The organism is Desmonostoc muscorum LEGE 12446 (assembly GCF_015207005.2).
Lineage (GTDB): Bacteria > Cyanobacteriota > Cyanobacteriia > Cyanobacteriales > Nostocaceae > Nostoc > Nostoc muscorum.
The window spans coordinates 7644371-7669539 of sequence record NZ_JADEXS020000001.1 but is presented as its reverse complement, the minus strand read 5'-3'; the positions used below and the strand labels follow the sequence as shown (position 1 = coordinate 7669539).

At 39.4% G+C, this 25169-nt stretch carries 14 protein-coding genes and 2 pseudogenes; 3 read left to right on the top strand and 13 right to left on the bottom strand.

Going from position 1 to position 25169, the window contains the following annotated elements; genetic code table 11:
- Positions 1-74: 74 nt before the first annotated feature.
- The 10 genes and pseudogenes from IQ276_RS31515 to IQ276_RS31470 all read right to left on the bottom strand — a co-directional run bounded on the left by IQ276_RS31515 (position 75) and on the right by IQ276_RS31470 (position 15035).
- Positions 75-2324, bottom strand: a complete 2250-nt coding sequence (locus IQ276_RS31515) for an anthranilate synthase (protein WP_193920955.1) — start codon at positions 2322-2324, stop codon at positions 75-77.
- 111 nt (positions 2325-2435) lie between these two features.
- Positions 2436-2756: pseudogene (locus tag IQ276_RS31510) on the bottom strand (3-deoxy-7-phosphoheptulonate synthase); the annotation flags it as partial.
- Between the two features lie 255 nt (positions 2757-3011).
- Complete coding sequence (locus IQ276_RS31505) at positions 3012-4145, bottom strand: ISAs1 family transposase (RefSeq protein WP_193925736.1); 1134 nt, start codon at positions 4143-4145, stop codon at positions 3012-3014.
- Between the two features lie 427 nt (positions 4146-4572).
- A pseudogene (aroF, locus tag IQ276_RS31500) lies at positions 4573-5361 on the bottom strand (3-deoxy-7-phosphoheptulonate synthase); the annotation flags it as partial.
- Positions 5362-5435: 74 nt separating this feature from the next.
- Positions 5436-6788, bottom strand: a complete 1353-nt coding sequence (locus IQ276_RS31495) for an FAD-dependent oxidoreductase (protein ID WP_193919784.1) — start codon at positions 6786-6788, stop codon at positions 5436-5438.
- A 187-nt stretch (positions 6789-6975) separates the two neighbouring features.
- On the bottom strand, positions 6976-8400 hold the full coding sequence (locus IQ276_RS31490) for a tryptophanase (protein WP_193919782.1): 1425 nt from the start codon (positions 8398-8400) through the stop codon (positions 6976-6978).
- A gap of 71 nt (positions 8401-8471) precedes the next feature.
- Complete coding sequence (locus IQ276_RS31485; RefSeq protein WP_193919781.1) at positions 8472-9905, bottom strand: cytochrome P450; 1434 nt, start codon at positions 9903-9905, stop codon at positions 8472-8474.
- A gap of 98 nt (positions 9906-10003) precedes the next feature.
- On the bottom strand, positions 10004-11437 hold the full coding sequence (locus IQ276_RS31480; protein WP_193919780.1) for a cytochrome P450: 1434 nt from the start codon (positions 11435-11437) through the stop codon (positions 10004-10006).
- A 68-nt stretch (positions 11438-11505) separates the two neighbouring features.
- Positions 11506-12960 carry a cytochrome P450 gene (locus IQ276_RS31475; protein ID WP_235116138.1) on the bottom strand — a complete coding sequence of 485 codons (1455 nt, stop codon included), beginning with the start codon at positions 12958-12960 and terminating at the stop codon, positions 11506-11508.
- A gap of 428 nt (positions 12961-13388) precedes the next feature.
- On the bottom strand, positions 13389-15035 hold the full coding sequence (locus tag IQ276_RS31470) for an NAD(P)/FAD-dependent oxidoreductase (RefSeq protein ID WP_193923640.1): 1647 nt from the start codon (positions 15033-15035) through the stop codon (positions 13389-13391).
- Positions 15036-15670: 635 nt separating this feature from the next.
- On the opposite strand from IQ276_RS31470, the gene IQ276_RS31465 reads away from it, so the two are divergent.
- Both IQ276_RS31465 and IQ276_RS31460 read left to right on the top strand, forming a co-directional pair.
- On the top strand, positions 15671-16381 hold the full coding sequence (locus IQ276_RS31465) for a response regulator transcription factor (protein ID WP_193923643.1): 711 nt from the start codon (positions 15671-15673) through the stop codon (positions 16379-16381).
- A 315-nt stretch (positions 16382-16696) separates the two neighbouring features.
- Complete coding sequence (locus tag IQ276_RS31460) at positions 16697-18715, top strand: sensor histidine kinase (protein WP_235116137.1); 2019 nt, start codon at positions 16697-16699, stop codon at positions 18713-18715.
- 53 nt (positions 18716-18768) lie between these two features.
- Here the strand turns inward: IQ276_RS31460 and IQ276_RS31455 are convergent, their stop codons facing one another.
- The 3 genes from IQ276_RS31455 to IQ276_RS31445 form a co-directional block, all read right to left on the bottom strand.
- Positions 18769-19035: a Precorrin-3B methylase gene (locus tag IQ276_RS31455; RefSeq protein ID WP_193920001.1), complete on the bottom strand. Its 267-nt coding sequence runs from the start codon at positions 19033-19035 to the stop codon at positions 18769-18771.
- Between the two features lie 433 nt (positions 19036-19468).
- Positions 19469-20155 (bottom strand): HAD family hydrolase, encoded by a 687-nt coding sequence (locus IQ276_RS31450; RefSeq protein ID WP_193919999.1) that lies wholly within the window; start codon positions 20153-20155, stop codon positions 19469-19471.
- An 82-nt stretch (positions 20156-20237) separates the two neighbouring features.
- On the bottom strand, positions 20238-20672 hold the full coding sequence (locus IQ276_RS31445; protein WP_193919997.1) for a GNAT family N-acetyltransferase: 435 nt from the start codon (positions 20670-20672) through the stop codon (positions 20238-20240).
- Between the two features lie 442 nt (positions 20673-21114).
- On the opposite strand from IQ276_RS31445, the gene IQ276_RS31440 reads away from it, so the two are divergent.
- Positions 21115-25086: a beta strand repeat-containing protein gene (locus tag IQ276_RS31440; protein WP_193919995.1), complete on the top strand. Its 3972-nt coding sequence runs from the start codon at positions 21115-21117 to the stop codon at positions 25084-25086.
- Positions 25087-25169 lie beyond the last annotated feature (83 nt).

Genomic DNA, 25169 nt, shown 5'->3' with positions numbered 1-25169 from the left:
GATAGTTTGATAAAAAGCGATCTGCTTAATATTAAACTTCTTGCCCTGCCTATCCCGATCGACATCAGCTTGAGTTAGGAAATAAGCAAGACGGCATTACTTATCTCATTCTTGTTGCTGAAATTCTCCTCTTGCAGCTGATTTGAGGTACTGCTAGTTTTTGTGTACATATCCACCACATTCTTAATGATTGTCAGACCTACTTTTTGGGCAAGGCTCATAATTGATTCTGGATGAAACTGGACTGCTGCAATTGGAAGTTTTTGATGCTCAATGCCCATAATGACACCATCATCTGAAATAGCTGTAACCTTCAATTCTTTGGGTAATAAATCGGACTGGGCAAATAACGAATGATATCTACCAACTTCAAATGATGGTGGTAAATTCTTGAAGATGCCGGAGTCTGGATCTGTAACGAAAATCCGAGATGATTTACCATGCTGTGGATAATCGAGAACTCCTAATTGGCCCCCGAAAGCTTCAACAATTCCTTGTAACCCAAGACAAACTCCGAAGATAGGAATTTTTCGACGTATACAAGTTCTAACTGTCTGTGGTACACCAAAGTCACTGGGCTTGCCAGGACCAGGAGATAAGACAACAAGATCTGGGCATTTCCTATCAAATACTGATTCCGAAAAACCATGACGTAGTGTAGTCACCGTTGCACCAGTTTGACGAAAATAGTTGGCTAGGGTGTGAACAAACGAGTCTTCATAGTCAATGACTAAGATATGCTTCCCTATTCCAACTAGTGCTTGTGAATGGTCAGTTCTGCTGGAAAAATTGATACTTCTATGCTTGGTCTGGTAGAGTGTCTCAAACAGCGCAGCAGCTTTTGTGAGAGTTTCCTGGGCTTCGGCTTCTGGAATTGAGTCATAAAGAACTGTCGCGCCTACTCGCACTTGGGCAATTGAATCTTTGAGCTGAATAGTCCGCAAAATCAGACCGGTATTTAAGTCACCGTTGAAGCTTAAGTATCCGATCGCTCCTCCATACCAACGCCGAGGACTGCGTTCGTGTTGTTCGATAAACTGCATTGCTGCTCGTTTTGGCGCTCCTGTGACTGTGACTGCCCAAAGATGAGTAAGAAATGCATCTAAGGCATCAAACTCAGGTTGCAGTAAGCCTTCAACATGATCTACTGTATGGATTAAATGGCTATACAATTCAATCTGGCGACGGCCAATGACTCGGACTGAACCAGGCTCGCAAATTCTTGATTTATCGTTGCGATCAACATCAGTACACATGGTTAACTCTGCTTCATCCTTATGGGAGTTGAGAAGTTTCAGGATTTGAGCAGCATCATCGATCGCATCTTGTCCCCGCCGAATTGTGCCACTGATGGGGCAGGTTTCTACACGTTTTCCTTCTGTACGTACAAATATTTCTGGAGATGCACCAATTAGATATTCTCCACCTAAATTAAAGATGAATCCATAGGGACTGGGATTAATTTGCTGTAGTGTTCTAAACAACTCAGTTGGTGGTTGCTGACAAACTTCAAAAAAGCTTTGACTGGGAACTACTTCAAATAATTCACCCCGACGGAAATATTCAAGTGCTTTTTTCACCTGATTCTCATACTCACCTTTTTCATGGTCAGATGATTGAGTTGGAGTACGGCACTTTCCTTTATAATCAATGATTTTACCAGTGCGAGGTAAACCACTAGTGCTACCATGTTTTGTTTTGAATTCGTATTGTAATCGAAATGCACATTGTTGGTAGTAGTCAACAACAACGAGTTCATCAGGTAAATAAAGTAGCAAATCTCGCCGATCTTCAGAACGTTCAAGATGTTTTGGCATTGGCTCGAATTGGAAAACCAAGTCATAGCCAAATGCACCGTATAGTCCTAAATGCCGATCTTCAGGACTACTAAAGGCATATAAAATCTCACGAATCACACTAAAGACAGACGGTTGTTTGCTGCGTTCTTCTTCTGAAAAGAAACGTTCTGTGGGTCGAACAGAGCCGGTGACACGCTCTTTCTCCTGTTTGACTGCTATCAGTTGCGGTTGTCGGCATAAACGCTCTACAAAATATGGTAGTAGCACTATGCCTCGCTCGTTAAGTGCTGTGAGTGTAAAACAGTTCTCACAGGTCACAAGTTCTAGGGGTGGATTGACAAAACCTATTGCCCATCTTTTATATCTTCCTGGATATTCGTAGCTGCTTTTAAGCAATCCTCCACGCTGGGAATCAAGACGTAATAAGACTTCTTCTATAGCAGTTTCTAACAAACAAATTTCACTCTGGGAGCGAGATACACAAACTCCGCCTTTGGTGGTGTAAGAATAAGTTTTCAAAGTCATTGTAAATTCCTCTCCAACGTCTTTAAAAATTAGCAATAAAACTCCTTACTCAAGAGCGATCGCTATGAAGTTTTCTTTGACATTTATTTGTTTCAAAGATGATTAACTTGTTTAGATACTCGCCATCGAAGAAACTTGTCGAACAATATTTGGAGTTACAGTTGGGTTATGGTTGTGATGCCAACGACCAAAGTATTGGCCCAAAAGAGCAATCTCCTTCATTAATTGCTCAAATTTTTCCAGTGTCAGAGATTGAGGCCCATCTGAAAGTGCCTTAGCTGGGTTGGGGTGAACTTCAATCATCAGGGAATCTGTACCAGCAGCGATCGCGGCTTTAGCCATTGTTGGTACGTAGTCTGCGATACCAGTACCGTGACTGGGGTCAATCATGATGGGTAAGTGAGTTAGCGATCGCAAAACGGGTATGGCAGCCTAGGGGAAACGCACCTTATTTACTAATAAAAACTAAGAGAGATTTCAAAATGACATAGATAATTGTAAAAATTCATAAAATGATAAATAAAATAAATGAAGTATTCTCAAAAAGCATGAATTACCTTATCGGAAGCTCAATGATTATTTATTGATACTAAAATAACTCAATATTCGAGTTTATAAAACTATGTTTATCTAGAGGAAAAGTGAAATTCTTCCTAAATATTTAAAATTAACTTCTGATATATTAGTTTATGCTAATGCTAAAACTCTTGCTAAATAATTGTTATCCAGCCCAGCAAGAAACTGTTTGTTTTTTATTCCACGTTTTACACGCTTCTCTTGACCTAAAAGATTGACTGCAATATGTCTGAGAATTGCAAAATTCTCTGGAGCATTATCTTTCCTAATCCGACAGTCGTCTTCCTTCAAGGCGACATCCAATACCCAATGTAATGAATTCTCAACTCCCCAATGACTGCGAATAGAATTACCAAACTGTTGGGCATTATCTTCTAGGCTACTAATAAAATAGCGAGTTTCAACTGTCGTTTTACCTTCTAATGAACGGACGGACTCTACCATACCAACACTATTAAACTTTGACCAAACTGAATCTGGGTTAAGTCGAGACTGAATCTGAGATAACATCACATAGTGGCGGATTTCATGACGACTATGCCCTTTTTCTTCTGTTTTATATGTGCTATGCTCAATCCCCTCAAAATCTGTACTTATCCCTGACTGGAATAATTTTTCAACTTCATCATAAAGATTTCCTTGATTCTTTTTTAACGTAATTACATAATCCGCATCTTGCTCTGTAATTACTCTTACAATTTCTTTTTGACAACCGATTGCGTCAATCGTGACAATACATCCAGATAGATCCAAGACTTTTAATAATTCTGGGATTGCTGTAATCTCATTTGATTTTTTATCAACTTTAACTTGTCCCAATACTAATTTACTTGTAGTTGCCCAAGCACTTACTATTTGGATTGCACTTTGCTCACTACTTTTATCGTAAGAACCGCGTAAGGTTTTACCATCAATGGCGACAACTTCACCATTAGTCATCTTAGTTATTGATTTCATCCAATTAATAAAACATGACTCGAATTGTTGAGGATTTATTTGTGCAAAAACTCGTGCAAATGTATCGTGAGATGGAATGCCATTTGGTAATTCTAAAAATGTTTTTAACCACTCATACTTCGCACATCCGTATGTTTCAACTGCCACCCAGCCATCGGCACCACAAATTACTGCACAAATAGCAATCGTCATGATATCGATTAAGTTATGACGCTTTGTGCGATCTATTCGTGGGTCTTGTATTTCCAAAAAATGGTCAGCAATTGTGATTTTTGGCTTTAGCTTCATAGAGAGGCGAATAAGAATGAATGAAATTCTTCTTTGGAGTTCCTGCAAGAATACCATATTCCTTAACAGGTAGCCGTCCTGACTTTTCACGCCATTTGTAAAAGTCACTTTAATCAGTTAGCGATGGCGTAACCCCCCTTCCCGGTAGCGATCGCATAAATTGAGTTTTTCTTTGCGCTGATATTCCCGTGATTCCTAGTCATTAATCTAAAACTATTGAGAATCAGACTGTGAGAAAACCTACGCTCTTAAGTGGAGAACTGACCGTGAAAATTCAGGCAGCCGTCGGCTGCCTCTAACTCCCCCTCACAATGATTATCATTTTCATGCTGAGTGAGATTTAATTTCCTCAAAGTCTTATGTAGTTTGAGTCTTGGTGTATTTCATCATGATCCAGGCTCGTCAATATTTAGATGCGTTTGCCCTGTATGGCAGCCAGATCGAGTGTATTCCGTGTATATTGCTGGTCAAAGGTGCGAATTCCCCGTTCGCACAAAATCACATTCGGGTTACCTGCTGCCACAATGTATTCAGCTGCCATTAACCACTCTTCAATTGTTGCCGATAGACCTCGCTTCAGCAAAACTGGCTTACCTATCGACCCTACTCGTTTCAACAGTGAAAAATTTTGCATGTTGCGAGTACCGATTTGGATGATGTCAGCAACCCTGGCGACTTTTTCAACATCAGCTGTATCCATGACTTCAGTCACAATACCCAAACCTGTAGCCTGACGAGCTGTTGCAAGCATTTCTAAGGCGATCGCACCATGCCCTTGAAAAGAATAAGGAGATGTCCGCGGCTTGTATGCTCCTCCTCGCAAAAACTTTGCACCAGCCGCCTTCACTCTTTGAGCCGTCTGTAGAATCATGTCTTCATTTTCTACTGAGCATGGCCCAGCTATTGTCACTAAAGGATAATGCTGACCAAATGCTACAAATCCATTAGGTGTTGATACAAATACCGCAGAAGGTTCTCCATTGCGGAATTGCAGACTAACCCGTTTAAAGGGTTTATCTATTCGTAAAACCTGCTCGATAAAAGGACTTAGCTGTTGAATTTGTTGAGGATTGATAGCCGAGGTATCACCTACTAAACCAATTGCAACTTTATGTTTACCTATAATTTTTTCTGGGATGATTTTCCAGTGACGTAACTCTTGGATAATATACTCAATTTCTGCGTTAGGAGTCGCTGCACTCATGAGAATAATCATTTGTTTAAACCTGGATTAATAAACGTCTTTGTAATTGTTAATCACAAACCTATAAGACTATGTTGAAAGTTAGCCTAAATAGGTTGTAAATTCTCTGATAAATGCTGACCAGAAAGTTCTGGTACGAGATGAAAATTTTCTATTCTATCTTCAATGCTATCAATTTCTAAGAGTTTGTTAATTATTTCTTGATGTTTTTCTTCAATTTCTCGCGCTTCTGCATACGGCATACAAGTAAAGCTGATATTGTAATACAAAGGTGCAAAATTTGGATCTATTTGATGTAACTTCCTCTCAATTTTCTTCCGCAGCAAGAACTTGAAATCGCCAACCATTTTTCTCAGTTCCGTAAAATGTTCAAAGCAGAGATCGGCGATCGCGTCCAGATGTGGTTTCCGCAGTGTCTCATATTCTTGAAAGATTTTGCGCCAATCTTTCGGCTGTTTTTCAAAACACTTCATCAAAACCTGGCAATCCTCAAAGCCAGCATTGGCACCTTGACCGTAGGAGGGAAAAATCGCGTGACAAGAATCACCAATGAGTGCAACCTTATCTTCATAAGTCCAGGGAAAACATTTAATAGTAATCATTGCTTCCACTGGTTTGTTGAAATAATCTGTACAATTGGGTTCCACTAACGACCATGCATCAGGGAAATAGGTTTCAAAAATATTTTGGAGATCCTCAGGCGATCTGATGGATTCATGAGAAATCTGTCCCTGATATGGCAGTTGCAATGACAGAGTAAAACTCTTATCTAAATTGGGAAAACCGATAAGCATGAAAGTACCGCGCGGCCAAATATGTATGGCATTTTTGTCGAGTGCCCAATTATCCTTGTCAGGAGGAACGATAATCTCTTTGTACCCTTGATTGGAATATTCCTGAGAATAGTTGAAGCGTTTCAATCGCTGCATCTTTCCCCTAACAACAGAAAATGCTCCATCAGCACCAAAAATTCTATCGGCTTGAACCTCACTAATTTTTCTGGTTTCTACGTTTTGCAGCTTGAGTGTAGCTGTTGCCAAATCAATGTCGCTGCATTTTTCATGGAAATGAAACTCAATATTTTCATGTTTTTCTGCAAAACTAACAAGTTGCTTAGTCAGGTCGTCGCGTCCAATGGAATAAATCGCTTCTTTGTTATTACCGTAGGGTTGATAAGTCAGTTCACCATCTTGACTATGGATAATTCTGCCGTAAACAGGAATGCAAAACTTGTGGACTGTATCCCTCACACCTACGGCATCCAAAGCTTGTAATCCTCGTTCGGACAAAGTTATATTTATAGACCGACCTAATTGCAGATTGAGCTGGCGTGGATCTGAATTGCGATCGTATACACTGACCTTAAAGCCAGCACGCGCCAAGTAAACAGAGAGTAACGAACCTACCAGCCCAGCTCCGACGATGATTGTATTTTCCATTTTTATCTCTTCCTCTGTATTCTCTGTGCCTCTATAGTTTTTTCGGCGTTGCTGAATTTGAATATGAAATTTAAAAATCAACTCTTCTCAACTTTTACTCTCTGCGACTCTGCGCCTCTGCGTGATGTAAATTCATCTTCTGAATCAGCAACGCCGTTTTTTCTTATGTATTCTTCAGGTGGTAAACTTAGAGCCTGCCAATTGCTAAAGATGGTTCTGACAGATGAGCCTCTAATTGAATCGGCTCAAGCTGGGCAGTGAACTGTCGCATTAACTTAGCTGCATAAATTAGCCGATAGCCAGGTATTTGCTCGCGCCGCGCTACGGTTTTGCCGAATGTTTCAGCCACATAATCTAAATGACTTTGCGTGTATACCCGTCTAGGAAGTGCCAAACGAACCAACTCTAATTTGGGATACACCATTTGGCCTGTCTGTGGTTCGGGATGAGCAAAACCTAGTGAGCCGATTTCTACTGTGCGTATTCCACCTTCTAAATAGAGTTCCACCGAAAGAGATTGACCTGGAAATTGTTCTTGGGGAATATGGGGTAATAACAACCCTGCATCCACGTATACTGCATGTCCTCCTGATGGTTCAATGATGGGAATCTCTAATTCCCGTAAACGCGCTGCCAGATAAGCTGTCTGACCCAAACGATAGGCGAGATATTCTTCCTCCAGTGCTTCACGCAAGCCAACAGCCATTGCATCTAAATCTCGACCAGCCAGCCCTCCGTAGGTGGGAAATCCCTCGCGAATGAGTAACTCATTGCGTGCCTGTTCAAATAGTGCTTCATTGTTCATGGCTATAAAGCCACCAATATTAACAATGCCGTCTTTTTTGGCACTCATGGTCATACCATCAGCTAGCGCAAAAATTTCACGGCTGATTTCCAAGGGACTTTTGTCTGCATAACCTGGTTCTCGCAGTTTGATAAAGTAGGCATTTTCTGCAAAGCGACAAGCATCTATGAAAAATGGAATCCCGAATTCTTTGTAAGTCTGGGAAACAGTTCGGAGATTTTCCATAGAAACTGGTTGACCACCTCCAGCGTTGTTCGTTATGGTAATCATGCCAAAGGGAATTTGGTCTGGCCCTGTCTGTTTGATAAAGTCTCGTAACTTTTGAATATCCATATTCCCTTTAAAAGGGTGGTATAAAGTAGGATTGTGAGCTTCATCAATAACAAAATTGACAGGGTAGCCTCCGCGATCGCAGATGTTGGCATAGCCTGTATCAAAATGGGTGTTAGAAGGAATATAATCGCCTGGTTTGACTAAACAGGCGCTCAAAATATTTTCTGCTGCTCGACCCTGGTGGGTGGGTAAAAAATAGGAAAAACCGAAAATATCCTCTATAACTTCTGTGAGACGGAAATACGAACGCGCCCCAGCATAGGCTTCATCACCTTCAAGCATAGCTGCCCATTGTTTCTGGCTCATGGCGCTGGTGCCAGAATCGGTAAACAAATCAATGAAGATGTCCTCTGCTCGTAGACTGAACAGATTGTAATTAGCTCGACGTATAGCTGCCTCACGGGCATCGCGATCGAGTAGTTTAATGGGTTCAACCATCTTGATCCGAAATGGTTCTGGGGGATGAAATGCCATATTTATCTTTAAATATCTTTTGTTATTTTCTAATCTCAACTTCTGGTAATTCACACTCGACCAACTCGAGTCTAGAATCGGGGCTTGACTATAACTTTGTAGCTCTTTGGTAGTACATGAGCTCCTGGTGTGCCTTTGAAACTCAACTTCTCCCCAGCAACCTTTTCAAATTTGCATTTATGCATGAGGTTGGCAAAGAACAGGAATATTTCAAGCCGTCCTAAGTAATCGCCAAGACATCTGCGTTTTCCCAAACCGAACGGGTAGTACTTATCTAGTAGATCTTCTCTGATTTCTCTGTTCGGCGTTAAAAATCGTTGCGGGTTGAATTTTTCCGGTTCTTCCCAAAAGCGTTCATCGCGAGTCAAGCTATACAGATTAGCAATTACAGGAGTGTTTTTAGGAATGAAGTAACCATTGATAGTTGTATCGTGGGTTGTAGCATGTGGGAGACCAAACGGAAAATGAGGGGGATGCCGCAAAAGCTCATAGATACAAGCTTCTGTAAATGGCAGTTTCACACGATCCTCATAGCGCACCACTCGCTCTTTACCTACAACTGTGTCTAGTTCTTGCTGTACTTGAGCTTGAATATCTGGATTAGCGATCGCGTAAAGGATAGCCCAGCGTAATAGCGGGGCACTAGGTTGTAGTCCTGTCCCCATCATTTCCTGTGGTGTTCCTTCCACAATCAGGTCTTCGGTAAGACCCAAGTTTTGTTTCTCTGACTCGTCTAATTCTCTAACAGCTGTTATTAAAGCATCTATGACTCCTCGCAGATTTTCGGGATTGTAGGAGGTTCGATGGTGATTTAATTTCTTGAGAACCACCCTTTCCAAAGCATCAAGAACGTATTGCCTTTTCTGTAACCCTTGGTCGGGAAATATACGGGCTTGCGGTAAGAAATCAGCTAATAGATTCCCTGCGGAATTGTCACTAAAATAGTGAGCGCATTTGACAAAGGTAATAAAATCATCATCGTCACGGCTGTATTTTTCTCCAAATAAAATTTTGGACATGACATTTGCTACAGACAAACCAATGTCTAATTCTGGATCGAAAACTTGACCTTTATAGGACAACAAGATATTTGCCAGTTCAACTGAGTCGTTTATAATTTGCTGTTCAATGGCAGCTTTTTTGTTATTAACGAACGCGTGCAGAGCGTTACCAACAATTTCACGATGCCTTTTCCACAGCAAACCGTAATCTCTACCCCCAATAGTCCTACCCTTAATTGCAGTCAATAGGGTATAAAAATGCGGTCTACCAGCGAAATCATCTTGCTGCTTTAGCAAAGCTTGTCTAATGGTATCAAGCCCATTGAGTACAACTATAGGTTGAAAAAATATGCGTACCTGAAAAACATCACCGTATTTTTTTGCTAGTTCAGTGAATGATAAATATTGGTGTTTATCTATAAAGGGCAAACTTCCAATTAATGGTAATACAGGTAGCCCCGGAATTTTATTAGGTTGTGTGTCAGGCTGTAATTCCAATTTCATATTATTATCTCCTAAGTTGTCTATACTTCTCAATCCCATTTATCTAGTATTTAGGTTGTTAGTGTGACTAGTTAGCTTTCATTAGGAAGAGTAAAGCTTTAATTAAATCGAGGCTTAACTATAACTTTGTAACTTTCTTTAGGCATTGTCACTGCTCCTGTTTGACATGCAAAACTCAACCGTTCTCCAGCAACTTTTTCAAATTTGCATCGATGCATCAAATTACTAAAGAATAGAAATACTTCCAGACGACCTAAGTACTCTCCAAAACATCTGCGTTTTCCGAGACCGAATGGGTAGTACTTATCTAGGAGGTCTTCTCTGATTTCTCTGTTGTCGCTCAAAAATCTGTGAGGGTTAAATGTTTCAGGTTCTTGCCAATAGCGATCGTCACGGGTCAAACTATACAGATTGATGTATACAGGTGTATTTTTAGGAATGAAGTAACCATTGATGGTGGTGTCAGCCGTCGTAGAATGTGGAATAGCAGTGGGAAAATAAGGAGCATGTCGCAAAATCTCATGGATACAAGCTTGCGTAAATGGCAATCTTGTCTGGTCTTCAAAACACACTTGTTTTTCTTTACCTATAACTTTATCCAGTTCTCGTTGGACTTCAGCCTGAACATCGGGATAAGCAATCATATAAAGGATTGCCCAGCCCAAAATAGGAGAAACTGGCTGTGTTCCGGAACCCATCATTTCCTGTGCTGTGGCTTCCACAATCAGATCTTCGGTGAGACCCAATGTTTGTCTTTCTGATTCGTCTAACTCTCTAGCACCTTTTATTAAAGCATCGACCATACCCCGTAAATTGTTGGGGTTATATGATTCCTGATACTCCTTTAATTTATTCAAAACTATGCTTTCCAAGATATCATCTATGGATTTCTGGAAGGTTTGGAAAATAATTTCTGGGGGTTTTGGCATAAAATCAAATCGCATGGAACCTACACCATTGCGGCTTGCAACTTGAGTAAGTTTGACAAGATCTGCTAAATCCTGATTATCGCGGCGATGTTTTTCTCCAAACAAAATTTTGGACATGATATTTGTAATAGACAGACCGATATCCATATCAGGTTCAAAAGGTTGACCTCCATAACTCAGAAAGATATTACTGAGTTCAACAGCGTCTTCTATAATTTGCTGTTCAATAGAGTTTGTTTTGCGTTCGAGGAACATGTGCAGAGCGTTAACGGCAATTTCACGGTGTCTTTTCCATATCAAACCGTAATCTCTACCTCCAATACTTTTACCATTGATTACCTTTTTAATGGTACTTAATTCTGGTCTACCAGCAAAATTCTCTGATTGCTTTAGTAAAGCTTGTCTAATAGTCTCAAGCCCATTAAGTACAACTATGTTTTTGAAAAAAATACGTATTTGGAAAATACTACCGTATTCTTTTGCTAGCTTAGTGAATGCCAGATGTTGGTGTTTGTCGATGAAAGGCAAACTTCCGATAATAGGTAATACAGGTGGCCCTGGAATCTTATTGAATTGTGTCTCAGGCTGTAATCCTAATTTCATATTATTATCTCCTAAGTTGCCTAGACAAAAGTTGAACAAAATTGAATTTCACTATCGCCAACACAAGTTTAAAATCGAGGCTTGACTATAACTTTGTACGGCGACGGCGTTACAATTGCTCCTGGTAAGCCTTCAAATGTCAACTTCTCATCTGCAACCTTCTCAAATTTGCACTTATGCATGAGATTGGCAAAAAACGAGAATATTGCCAGTCTTCCAAAATACTCTCCAAGACATCTGCGTTTTCCAAGACCAAATGGGTAGTATTTATCGAGGAGGTCTTCTCTGATTTCTCCACTTTCGGTCAAGAATCTACGAGGGTTGAATTTTTCAGGTTCTTCCCAATAGCGATCGTCACGGGTCAAACTATACAGATTAATCGAGACGGGTGTGTTTTTCGGAATGAAGTAACCATTGAGAGTTGTGTCAGTAGTCGTAGCATGAGGAATACCCATTGGAAAAGAAGGGGCATGTCGTAAAATTTCATAAATACATACTTGTGTAAATCGTAATTTTGTGCGGTCTTCAAATCTGACTGCTTGTTCTTTGGCTATGAATACATCTAGCTCTTGTTGGACTTGAGCCTGAATATCTGGATAAGCAATCATGTAAAGGATAGCCCAGTGTAATATTGGGGCAACCGGCTGGGTTCCTGTCCCCATCATTTCCTGTACAGTTGCTTCTACAATCACTTCTTCGGTAAGACCCAAGGTTTGTTTTTCAGATTCGTCTATTTCACTAGCAGCTTTTAATAATGCATCTGCCACACCTCGCAAATGTTCGGGGTTGTATGATGCTCGATGCTCATTTAATTTCTTCAGAAATAATCTTTCTGATATATTAGCTGCCTCTTTCCATATTCCCAATTTTTCTTGAAAAACCTTTTTGAGCTTGTCGTTTTTTTGAATAAAAGGAAGGCTCATTAGCGATATAAAAAACACCGCAGTTGCATTTTTATTAGTAAAGGACTGGGCATTTTTACCAAGATTCAAAAAATCTTCATCATCACGGTTATATTTTTCTCCAAATATAATTCTGGACATAAAGTTTGCAGATGATAGACTTATGTCCACTTCTGGTGGGAAAGGTTGACCTTTGTAACTTAGTAAAATATTCGTCAGTTCATTGGCTTCCTCTACAACCTGTTCCTCGACTGTCTTGTTATCAAGAACTGTGTGTAGGGCATTAACAGCAATCTCGCGGTGTCTTTTCCACAACGCATTGTAATCTCTACCTCCTATGGAGTTACCTTCAATTGCATTTTTGAGGATATATATCTGTGGTCTACCAGCAAATTCGTCTTGCTGCTTTAGCAAAGCTTCTTTAATGGTCTCAAGTCTATTAAGTACAACTAAATTTTGAAAAAAGATACGTACCTGAAAAATATCACCGTATTCTTTGGCTAATTTAGTGTATGCTAAATATTGGCGTTTACCGATGAAAGGAAAACTGCCGACGATAGGCAATGCAGGAGGCCCTGGAATCTTTTTTTGTTGTGTGTAAGGCTGTAATTCTATCTGCATATTTTTATCTCCTGGTTTAGGTAGATATAGGGCTAATATTTGATTGCTCAAAAATCTCCTGATATCTGGAGAGGCATAAAATCACTTATTTTTGTTTCGGATGAACCACTTGTTACATCCGATTTAAATCAGAGAATTTTGGCATTAAAACGCAAAAACTCGAACCCCAATTTTGCTTTTTAACCAAATATCTTGTATAGGATTTTGTGATGGGCAATTAGTAGCAAAGCAGACGCAGGCATCTTATCCACTGCTCTTGAGATAAACTAAAATTTATCTCGAAATTGCATATTCATCTTTCGACCTTTAGTAACACTTACGATTTTAGATTTTGCACTAGCAAAGCCCTAGCGATCGCATCGCATCATTGAGGTAAATTTTTCTGCATCTAATTGTCTATGTTTGCTCTCACTCAACTGTATTTTTCTCTAACTTACTTGTGCAAACTCTGGTTTTTGAACCTTCATCAATTTTTGTAGTAATGCTAATGTTGCATCATCTAGTTCTGAAAACAGCAATGGTTCAGCTAACTGCGGATTGGCAGCCAAATCTAGATGTCTTGCTGCGGGATCTCCCCAAGGATAAATCGATCGCGGTAATAACTCAGATTGCTTCAAAAGGGAAAGCATGTGATTAGCCGCTTCTTGTGCAGGCATTTTTCCTGCATCAACCTCATCTAGCAGCACTTCATAACCGTCGATGACAGCTTGCAAAACTTCTGCGAAATGAGCTTGTGCCATAGCATAAGGCTCCTCTTTATCGAGATTGATAAAGACTGATGGGCTACCACTAGATAGATATTTCAAACAGGTACGGAATAGGTAGACATCACTGAGAATTAGATAAGCTAACCAGAGTTGAGTCATCGCATTCCATAGCGAGAAGTCTGACATGGAGCGAAAAGTATTGTAAACGAGCTGGTCATTATGATTCAGTTTTGCTGTTTGCAATCTATCTACATAGGCAAACCGTTCAATTGAAAAATCATTATCTTTTAATGCTTCTATCAATCTACCTGCTAAGGCATGAAGGTTTTCAAAGGTGCTAACAAAGCCTCTGGAGTATAGAGGATCGATAAAACCTTGAGAATGGCTCAACAAAGCAAAACGATGTCCCGCAGATTTTGTGGATGAATATTGAATTCTATCAGTACTTACCCACTTACGTACTGGTTTGAGGTCTTTGAGATGATTGGCGATGCTGGGAAACCGCTCAACAATACTGTAAAATTCCCGTTCGGGATCGGGGTCTTTTTCGGGATACTTGTAGCCATTGAGCATTAGCCCAACGCTACAAAGAGAGCTTTCGGAAAGTTTATGGTTATCAAAAGGAATAACCCATATCCAACCGCCATCAAAGACATGGTGCAGCGTACCTTCATACCATCTACAACTCAACCCTGGCAAATCTTCTTTAGGTACACAATCATCGTATGCAGGTAAGTTAGCTACATGGGTAAAAATGCCGCGAGTATTAGTTTTTAAACGAGTAGGTTTTTCTCGGAGATTAAATTTCTCTGCAACTAAGGAGCGGAATCCCGAACCATCTGCTAAAAAACGAGAAGTATATTCCTCACCATCTTTTGTTTGTACCTGTACGTAATCTTCGTGAAAATTGATTTCCTCAACGTCTGTTAATTCACGATAGACTGCGCCGTAACTTTGAGCGACTTTCACCATATAGTGGTCAACATCTGCACGGAAAAGATGGCTCTCAGATGTTAAAGCGAAGTCTGGCGAGATGAGTTGATGTGTCTGGTTTGGATTTTGTTTTTCGCCTTCTTTGTGGTACACAAACCCAAGTAAACGCTTTACCCCACAGCCTGATGAGACATGCTCCCGCATTGCCTTTACGTCGGTCAAATTCTTGAGTTCTGGCATACCATAACGTTCTGCTACAATCCACATCCACATTGCACTCTCTGGCAACATGGCTTCACCAATTGTGAAGCGTGGATGAGTACCTTTTTCGAGTAAAAGTACACTAAAACCATGCTTTGCAAGGATGCTAGCCAAAGTTGCTCCTCCAAGTCCTGACCCGATAATAATCGTGTCAAAGTGTTTGTTGTGTTGCATATTTATCTTTTAAGCTTTCATCTATTGCTACTGAATACAATAAATAAAAATTCAAAATTATACAGCTTAGATTTCTGCTTAATCAATTGTTAAATAATGCAGATAAAGATGCACTTTTCTGCATATAACAGTAGGATTTTTTAGATAAAATAGATAAGAAATATCGTCAAGTTAAAAAACAGTTGGTTGATAAATTTGTATACAATCGTGTTTGTGTGCCAAGCTAATATTCTTAATATTTCGTTTAATTATTGGCTAAATAAATGAGCCAAAATGAAATTGTTAGTTAAAGCGATTGTATATAAGGGTTTAACAATCAGCCACAGCAATAGAAGCAACTAAAAATCAACGCAACCTGCATATACTAGACCAATGAAATTGTTAGTTAAAGCGAATTGTAAGGTTTAACAATCAGCCACAGCAATAGTAGGAAGCAGCATCAACATTGCAACCTGCATATAGCATAATACAGTTCAGATCGGCTTGTTTTTTCTCTAATTGTTCCCCGTTCCCCCAACCCTGTTCTCTTGCGTCTACAGAAGAACTTTCTTAACTGAACCGTATTGGCATATACCAGACCTTAGCAACAGCGATCGCCACCTGAAAAAACTTTTAATACAGATGGAAAAGTGGATATGGCCAAAGTAAACTTTGACAAGTTCGCGAGTAGTCAAGATTTACCAAAATCAAGGCAACTGAAGATTTTAGTTGTAGATGACCACCAATTAATCCTGACTGGAACCCTTAATGTACTACGCCAACAATACCCAGATGCAGAAATTATTAACGCTCAAACTGCACAAGATACTACTGAGCAGATTGCTTTTTCTCAATTTGACCTTGTTGTGATGGATCTATCCATACCAGAAAAGCTTGGGATGACTGCTCAAACGGATACGGGTATTAACTTACTTCAAGAATTACTCAACAACTATCCGAACTTGAATTTCTTAGTGCAAAGTAGTTATGTTAAAGCACTGGTGCGGATCAAACATGAGATTGATAACCATCAAGGTGGGTTTGCGATCGCTGATAAAGGACTCTCTGAACAAGAAATGCTAACGAGAGTCAATCTGACACTACAAGGAGCGACTCATACAAAAGATATCAAAACAGGATTAGAACTCAAACCAGAATGGTTGGAGGTGTTACGACTGGGATTTGAAGAAGGATTGACAGATAAGCTCATTTCCGAGCGAATGTATAAATCTGAACGAGCAGTGCGTACATACTGGACGAAAATCCAAGATGTTCTAGGTGTTTATCCTGAAGACTGCAAGAAAGGGGGTAAGAATATCCGCATTCAAACAGAGATTCGTGCCAAAGAAGAAGGATTAATTGATTAGTCAATGGCTATTAGTTATAAGTAAGCGGACATAATTAAATGTAAAATCCAAACCAGCGAAAGCTTTTACTGTTGAGGGTTTTACCTCTTGTCTCCTGCCTTCTGACTTGAAAGTGGGGAGTAGGGAGTAGGGAGTGAGGAAAAGACCGCTTTCATGCAAGGCTTTTGAAACTTGCTTCATCTGGACTGCCTTCTGCCTCCTGCCTTCTACTTAGCACCAGTAAGGATGAATGGAGGAATTCAAGATAATGCCTGTTCAGACAATTAATTTTCTTAATTTTTAACTGGGGCAAAGCTACGCTCCTATCGGAGATGTATGAGATGGGTGACAAGGAGAAAAATTAAAAGTGAAATTGTTATTGGGCGGCAAGCAGCGCTTCTAGGAATAATAGTCCTAGCAATTGTCATTATTTCGCGTTTAACTGGAGGGCTGCAATTTTTGGAGTGGATGGCATTTAATAAATTTTTGCGTTTTCGTGCGCCGGAACCGATAGATGACAAAGTTCTGGTTATGGGCATTAATGAAGCAGATATCCGGAGTGTAGGACGCTATCCCATTCCAGATCGGGAAATTGCTACCCCGATCGAGGCAGTCCAGATGAAGCAAGTTTCAAAAGCCTTGCATGAAAGCGGTCTTTTCCCCACTCCCTACTCCCTACTCCCCACTTTCAAGTCAGTAGAGAGCTATAAACCAAAAGCCATTGGCCTTGATATTGTTAAGGATATACCCATTGAGCCTGGTAATAGCCAATTGGTGAAGATATTTCACGAGAATAAAAATCTCATCGGTATTGAAAAAGTATTACCACCAGATCAAATTCCGCCGCCTCCCCAATTATCTCAACAGCAAGTCGGTTTTTCCGATCTGCAATCAGATCGAGACGGCAAATATCGACGTTACCTGCTTTGGACAACTAATCCCAAAAATTCCCAACAGGAGAAGTTTTCCCTCTCTCTGTGGTTAACAGCAGCATATTTATTTGCTCAAGGCATTAACCTCGAAACTGGTATACGCGATCCTGATACTATACGATTTGACTCAGTTGAAATCCCACGCTTTTTACCCAATTCTGCACAATATGTAGGGACAAATGCAGATGGTGTAAAGACACTTTTGAATTTTCGCAGTGGGAGAGAACCCTTTGGAATTTTATCTCTCAAAGATATTAAAACTGAGAACTTTGTGCCAATTTGGTTACGCGATCGCTTAGTTTTAATTGGGATTAATGCCTCCAGTGTACCTGATTTTTTTAATACTTCGGCAATTGCTGCTTTGAAAATTCCTGGTCAAGTTTCAGGAGTAGAATTGGATGGTCAGGCTTGTTCCCAAATAGTTCATCCTGTTTTGGATAAACGACCATTTTTAAAAAATGTCTGGCTTGATAAATGGGAATATCTGTGGATTATCACTTGGGGATTTATACCGATTATTATTGGTCGGATGACTCAATCTCTATGGAAGAATTTGTTAGCTGTTAGCGCTGTTATTGTTTGCCTGATTGGAGTAGGTTATTTACTAATTTTATGGGGATGGTGGATTCCTGTTGTACCAGGTTTGTTAATCTTAGGAATTAATGGTTTAGGACTGAGTGCATTTGCATTCTATCGACACGATGAGGTATTGAAATCTAAAATTAAGGAACGCCAACGTACTATTGAAAATATATTTCATGTGATTCATAACGGGCCATTGCAAACCCTAGCTCATGCCTTACGGCATATGCGAGCGCAGGATTTACCAAACGAACAACTCCTCTGGGAACTTGAAAAACTCAATCACGAAATTCGAGAAATTGGTGAATATCTCAAACTAAAATCTCTTTCTCCAGAAGAAAGTTTGCGTTTGGGAAGTGGTTTAAAGCTTGACTTAAAACGCCCAACTCACGAACTGTTATATGAAGTATACACGAGTACGCTTGAGCGAGACGATCTCGAATACTTAAAAACTCTTAAAGTCAAAATCCGTACATTTGAGCCAATTGATGATAAGTACTTGAGTCTCGAACAAAAGCGAGAACTCTGTCTATTTCTCGAAGAAACTTTATGTAATATCGGGAAACATGCTAAAAGAGTCAAACGGGTTGAAGCGACTGGAGAAGAAAACCAAGGCTGGTACACTCTCAGGATTAAAGATAATGGTTGTGGAATCGCCTCATCTTATGAAAGTAAAGGTACAAGTCAACTCAAAAATGCAGCAAGAAATTTAGGTGGTAGTTTTAAGCGAGAGTCCCTTTATCGCAAAGGTACTGTGTGTGAAATAACATGGCCGCTAGTAACTACTAAAAATCAGAATCAAAGTATTAAAGATTGGTTGAAAACTTTTTTTCAAGTTTAAATAAGCAAGATTTATAAACTGTTAAATAATCGCATCAAGGATAGCTGATTGGACTATTTTGATTTCCGTGCTGATTTGGGCGGTGTTCGGTGTGCGCCAAAGTACTTCTCACTACGATAACGCAACCACACCCTTAACACTTGCGGAATCTGCTGTTTTTGTTCCTGACTTAAAGTGTTGTAAAGGGCTAAAGCTCGATCGCGTTCGCCCCGACAGGCAGCATTGTTGTGAGCATCCCAATAGCTACGGGCTACCCGAATTCGCCGACAAACTTCTTTAATAAGCGCTTCTCCCGTGAGTGGAGTGTCTTGCTTTGCCATAGTCAGATGCTATAGGTTTTTAATTCATGATAGCAATCCTGACCTGAAACACCTTGGCATTCAGCTACAGTACACGCAATATCTACTTGGCGGTAGATGGCGATCGCTAATTTTTGAATTGAAGCTTAATTCCTTGTCCGCAAGATCCCTGCACATTTACTCTTTTATCTACCAGTCAAATAGCAGTCACAAGCTTTAATAATCAGTTGACAATTAGGAGCTTTAGGTGCAGCAAAAAATCGAGTTAAAAAGCGGTGTTGATAATACATCTGTTGAAGCCTATTTGGTAGATTTAGTCCAAAGACATGTTGATGATTATGTCAATTATTGGGTAGAAAGCTTATTTATTAATTTATACAAAAAACCTCAGCGAAAATATTTAGGTAACTCTGGTTTTACGCTCAGATTTTGGGCGAATAGCACTAAATCTAGTTCAAAGTTTAGGCTCTAGGATTAAATCTACAGCGGCACTTAAGTCTTTAACGATTAAGTCGGGGTGGTAAAGTTCTAATTGAGTGCGATCGCGAATACCAGATTCCACAGCCATCACTTTTATACCGTGGTTTTTCCCAGCGGTGATGTCCGCTTCCGTATCTCCCACCATCCAGGTATCAGCGGCGGCAGGTAGTTCTTGTAATGCCCTGGCCATCAACAAGGGTTTATCCTCGATGTCACGAGTTTTAACGTAGTCGTTACTCAGGCAATAACAACGATTTTCTGGAAAAAATCTGCCTAAATCATATTTTTGGAAGGCATAATCGAGTTCCCGGACTCGGCGCATGGTCATAACTGCCAAATCAATGCCAGCTTGTTGAACTTTTAACAGTGCATCCACAGCGCCCGGTGCAAGAGTGTCATACTCAAAGTAAGGTTGTGTATGTACTGTTTGTCGCCGTAATTGGGAGAATTCTTGTGCTTGGGCTTCGTCTAAGCCAGAATTTAAGGCGATTTGTTTTTCCGGAACACGCTTACGCTTTAACTGCCAAAACTCTGCTTTGGGAAGTTCTTGCACTGCTTGGTCTGGGCGACGGGTTTTTTCCAAGCAAAATTGATAAACTCGGTAGTACCGGTCGGAAACATCAATAATTGGGCCGTCGAAGTCAGTAATTAGTCTTAGCATCGCCGAAAAATGTTAATTTTTATTAAAATTATCGCAGTTGTGTGGCTATTTTGCGACCGCGAATCTGCATTATTGAATTTAACTAAGTGTTTTTTTGTAAAGACTTTTTCAGAAAGTATCGACGATGACCTGGAGGAAAATCCTCCAACTCTCCAAACACTTCATAACCCAAGTGCTGATAGAATCCAGGAGCTTGGAAGCTGTAAGTGAAAACATACGCGTGTAAGCAACCACGATTAACAGCCTCTTGTTCTGCGGCTAAAAGAAGTGCTTTTCCATATCCATCACCTCTTAACTCTTGTGCAATCCAGAGAGTAGCGATATGAAACCATCCCAAGCCGATAAAACCCTCCAAGCCGCCCACAACCTTTTTTTCGGAATCACGAAGCAGTAAAAATAACGGCGTATATTGGTAATCGCCAATCTTGGCTACATTGAATTCGTGAAGTTGCTTGTCTACAAAGTCAACTTCTTTGGAGTCTGGCTGAATTTGAATTGATATTTTGTACTCAAACATGTGAATGTTTATTTAGCACTGTGAATAAATACGAAGAATCAGACAATCAACTGGGTTAATTAGTCTTGTCATTACAGCCATGATTATTCATAGTCTCTAGCCTCAATTTTTTAAGCATCTTTAACTATAGTGACAGTTTGAAAAAATACAACTAAGATGTAAGCGGTCATGTCTTTAGCTGTATCAGCTAACTAATATTGACTAAATACAATACATAGATATAACGAATGAGTAGTTGACTAGCAGCTATCAAAGTTGAAGACTCTCTTGCAATCTTCACACAGTAGCGGGGTTAACTGAAAAAATTTTGCAACATATTTAAGTATGGTATACCTAACGGGCGTACCTCGGAGAGGTTGCCGTTCGCAGTAGCGTCTCTGAAGGAGAGGGCATCGCTAGGAACTTTGCAGTGCAAATTTATCTTTTCTAACTGTGTAGAAGAATGAATAATTTTAAATATTTGGGTTGCGTTACTTTCTTTGGGGTTTTGGCTTCTGCATCAACGGCTATTGCTCAAACAACACCAGAAGAACCGATATTTACTCCCCGCTTTGGAGTACGCTACACCACTGAGGGAGCAGGATATGAATCATTTACCAATTTTGAGGGGTTTTTGCCTATTTTACAAACTCCTGGTAATAGTTTGACTTTCTTAGAAGGGAAGGTTTTATTAGACAATGACTCTAATTTAGCTGGCAATATATTGTTAGGACATCGATTTTTTAGCGGAAAATCTAACCGTATTTTTGGTGGTTATATTTCTTATTCTACCCGCGACACAGGTAAGAGTAATTTCGATCAGTTAGGGCTAGGTTTTGAAACTTTAGGTAGTTGGGATTTTCGCTTTAATGCTTATCTTCCGTTGAATTCTTCAGAAAACCAAGTTGACCAAAGGAATCTGCCATTCTTTCAAGGTGATTCATTAATGATACAGCGATCGCGCTTTTTAGAAGTGGCGATGTCTGGCGTCGATGCAGAAGTTGGTACACGCTTAGCAAGCATTGGTAATGGGGACTTGCGGGGCTATGCGGGTGTATACTACTACTCTGGTGGTCAATCGAAGGAAGCTTTTGGCTGGAAAACCAGAATCGAAGCTCGTCCTAATGATTATTTGGGTTTAAGTCTTTCTCTACAAAATGACGACCTATTTGATACTAGGCTGGTTTTTAGTATTGGTGCCAATTTCCCTGGTAGTGGTGCTAGGAGAAGCAAGCCGAAGAAAGATAGTGCTTTAGCGCGGATGGCAACAACAGTAGAGAACCAAGCTACTATTTTAGTTGCGGTTGAAAACAGAACTGATTCTTTTGCTGCAACCATTGAATCAGAAAATCAAGGGTCTACAAATAATACTAATACTGCAACAAATAATACTGATACGCCTACAAATAATACTAATACTCCGACAAATAATAATCGCTCCATAATTATTCACGTAGCCCCCGGTGGTACTGGTAATGGTACTTTTGAATCTCCCTTTGGCACAATTGCTGACGCTTTGGCGGTAGCTAAAGCAGACAATGTGATTTATGTTCGTTCTAATCCAACCACTGTTTTTGCACCATTTACTATTCCCGATGGCGTTCGGGTATTTTCTAGTGGCCCTCTACAAGTAGTTAATGTCAAAGATTTGGGAGTCGTCACCCTACCTTTATCTGGTAGTGGGATACATCCAACAATTACTGGCATGGTTCCCACTGGGAATGGGTTAATTACACTGGGTAACAATACTGTTATTTCTGGATTTAATATTCAAATTCCTGGTACTAATGATGCGAGAGGCGTTAAGGGAACTAACATTAGTAATGTGAGAATTTTAGATAATAAAATCACCAATGCTTTTAGCGAAGGTATTTATTTAGAAAATGTCATAGGTACGGTAGAAATTGCCAGAAATACTATCACTGATACTCGCAATCCTGCAATTGACACTAGTTTAGAAAGTGGTATTTTTGTTTGGAATTACCAAGGAATTACCGATTTAACAATTACTGATAACCGCATCATCACCAACTTGGATGTTGATACTAGTTACAGAGTAGACGGGATTGAAGTTAATCTCTGCCGCGATTTTAATGCAACTTTTGTAGATAAAACTTGTTCTAGCAATGCCAGCATTACAGCTAATATCCTCAATAACCAGATTATTTACAATGGTCAAGTTAATGGTGGTTCTGGTGCGGATGGTATTGATTTGAATTTAGGTAATTTAGGCCAAGGCACATTTGTAGTTAGTGGTAATACCCTAACTAACATTGTTGATGAAGGTATTTCAATTAATGCCGTCGCTAATTCTGAAGGTAATTTTACTATTGCTAATAATATTATTACCAATGTTGGTGATAGTAGTCTTAAAGTTGAATTGCTGAAGCCAGAAGGCGCAACTCCGGCTGTAAATTTGTTTAATAATAGTATTACTAACTTCACGATTACAGGTAATACTTTAGATGCGGCTGGTAATGATGGTATTGACTTTGAAGTGGCAGACAAAGCAGATGTAACTGTGACTATTGCTAATAATATTATCCAAAATATTGGCAGTGGTGATAATGGCGATCGCGCTATTCAATTACAAGCAATAGATAATGCGATTATTCGTCCTACAATTGATAGTAATACTATTAGCAATATTTCTGGAGATGGTATACAACTACAACAGGTAACTAATCCTCAAGTTATCAACAACAACATTACAAATGCAGGTGAGCAAGGTATTCAGATAGAAACTGCAAGCATTACTGCTAATATTATTAACAACAGAATTACAGATGCTCAGCAACAAAGTATTAGCTTATCTGAAGTTACAGGTACAGTTAGTGTTAACCAAAATACTGTTAATGGCATTAATAACAACAATGGTATTGTTATCAGCAATACTACAGGTGCAACAACTTTAACAGTTAATAGCAATAATTTGACAGAAAACTTTAATGATGTTCGTGTCAGTTTAGCGGGTACTGCTTCCGGAACTTTACAAATTAACGAAAATACTATTACTAATAATGGTACTGCTGTGGATGTGCAATTGTCAGACAGTGCTAATTTTAGCAGTGTAACTATCAACAACAATCAAATCAATGGAGTCGATGCAGATATTACATCAACTGGTATCAACTTACAAGCCTTTAACGATGTTCTTGCCGATAATGTTACTGTCTCAGGCAATACTATCAACACCATAACTAATGGAGATGGAATTATTCTTCAACTCAATGGAAATAGTAGTGCTATATTTACAATTTCTAATAACACAATTAGCGATATTAGAGATACTGTGACTGGAGATTTCAATTTTATTGATGGTATCAATATAGAGTTTTTTGATAATGCCAATTCTACAGTCAATGTTACTAATAATAACATCTCTGACATAGCTGGACGCGGTATTGGTGCGGCTAACTTCAGCAATACAACTACTTTGGATGTGCAGATTACAGACAATCAAATCTCAAATACCACTGCTGAAGGTATTGGTTTAGATGATTTGCAAGGCAATGTAGAAGTAGTAAATAACACTATCGAAAATAGTCAAGTTGTAGGAATTAAATTGAGTGGTGGTGATATAGCAAAAATTACTGATAATACTATAACTAATGCAGGTACTCAAGGTATCCAGGTAGAAAATGCTAGCGGTACTATCAATATAGATAGGAATACAATTACCGATGCTAATCAAGAAAGTATTGCCTTATCTGAAGTAACAGGTACAGTTACCGTTAACCAAAATATTATTAACGGTCTTAACAACAGTTTTGGTATTTTTACCCAAAATTCTACAGGTAGTGTGAATTTAATAATTGAAGATAATAGTTTATCAGAAAACTCGAATGATATTAGCGTTAGATTGTCTGGTACGGCATCCGGTACAGCACAGATCGATAATAATACCATTTCTAATATTGGTAGTAGTGTCGATGTTCAATTAACAGATAGTGCTAATTTGAGCAGTATAACGATTAATAACAATCAAATTACTGGAGTAGACACAAGTACTGCCTCAAGTGGTATCAACTTCCAAGCTGCTGATGATGTTGTTGCTAACAATGTTACTGTTTCTGGGAATACTATTAACACCATAACCAATAATAATGGAATGAATTTTCAAGTCAGGAATAATTCTCAGACCATCTTTACAATATCTGGGAACACAATTACCAATGTGCGAGATTTTAACCCAGGAGACTCGATATTGACTGATGCTATTAACCTAGATTTTTTTGATGATAATGTTAGTAGCAGTGCTACAATCTCCAACAATGTTCTCTCAGTAATTGATGGAAACGCCATCCATGCTACTAATAATGGCAACGATACCATTAACTCAGTAAAGGTAACAATTACAGGAAATCAAACTAGTAACATAAAATATTACAATTTGTATCTTGACAATATTTCAGATTATCAATACGTGCCATAACAGAGTGATGAGGGACTTCCAAAAAATAAATTATCCCAAATTTTTTATACATTTGTAGGGGCGCATAGCTATCATTGGTGTCA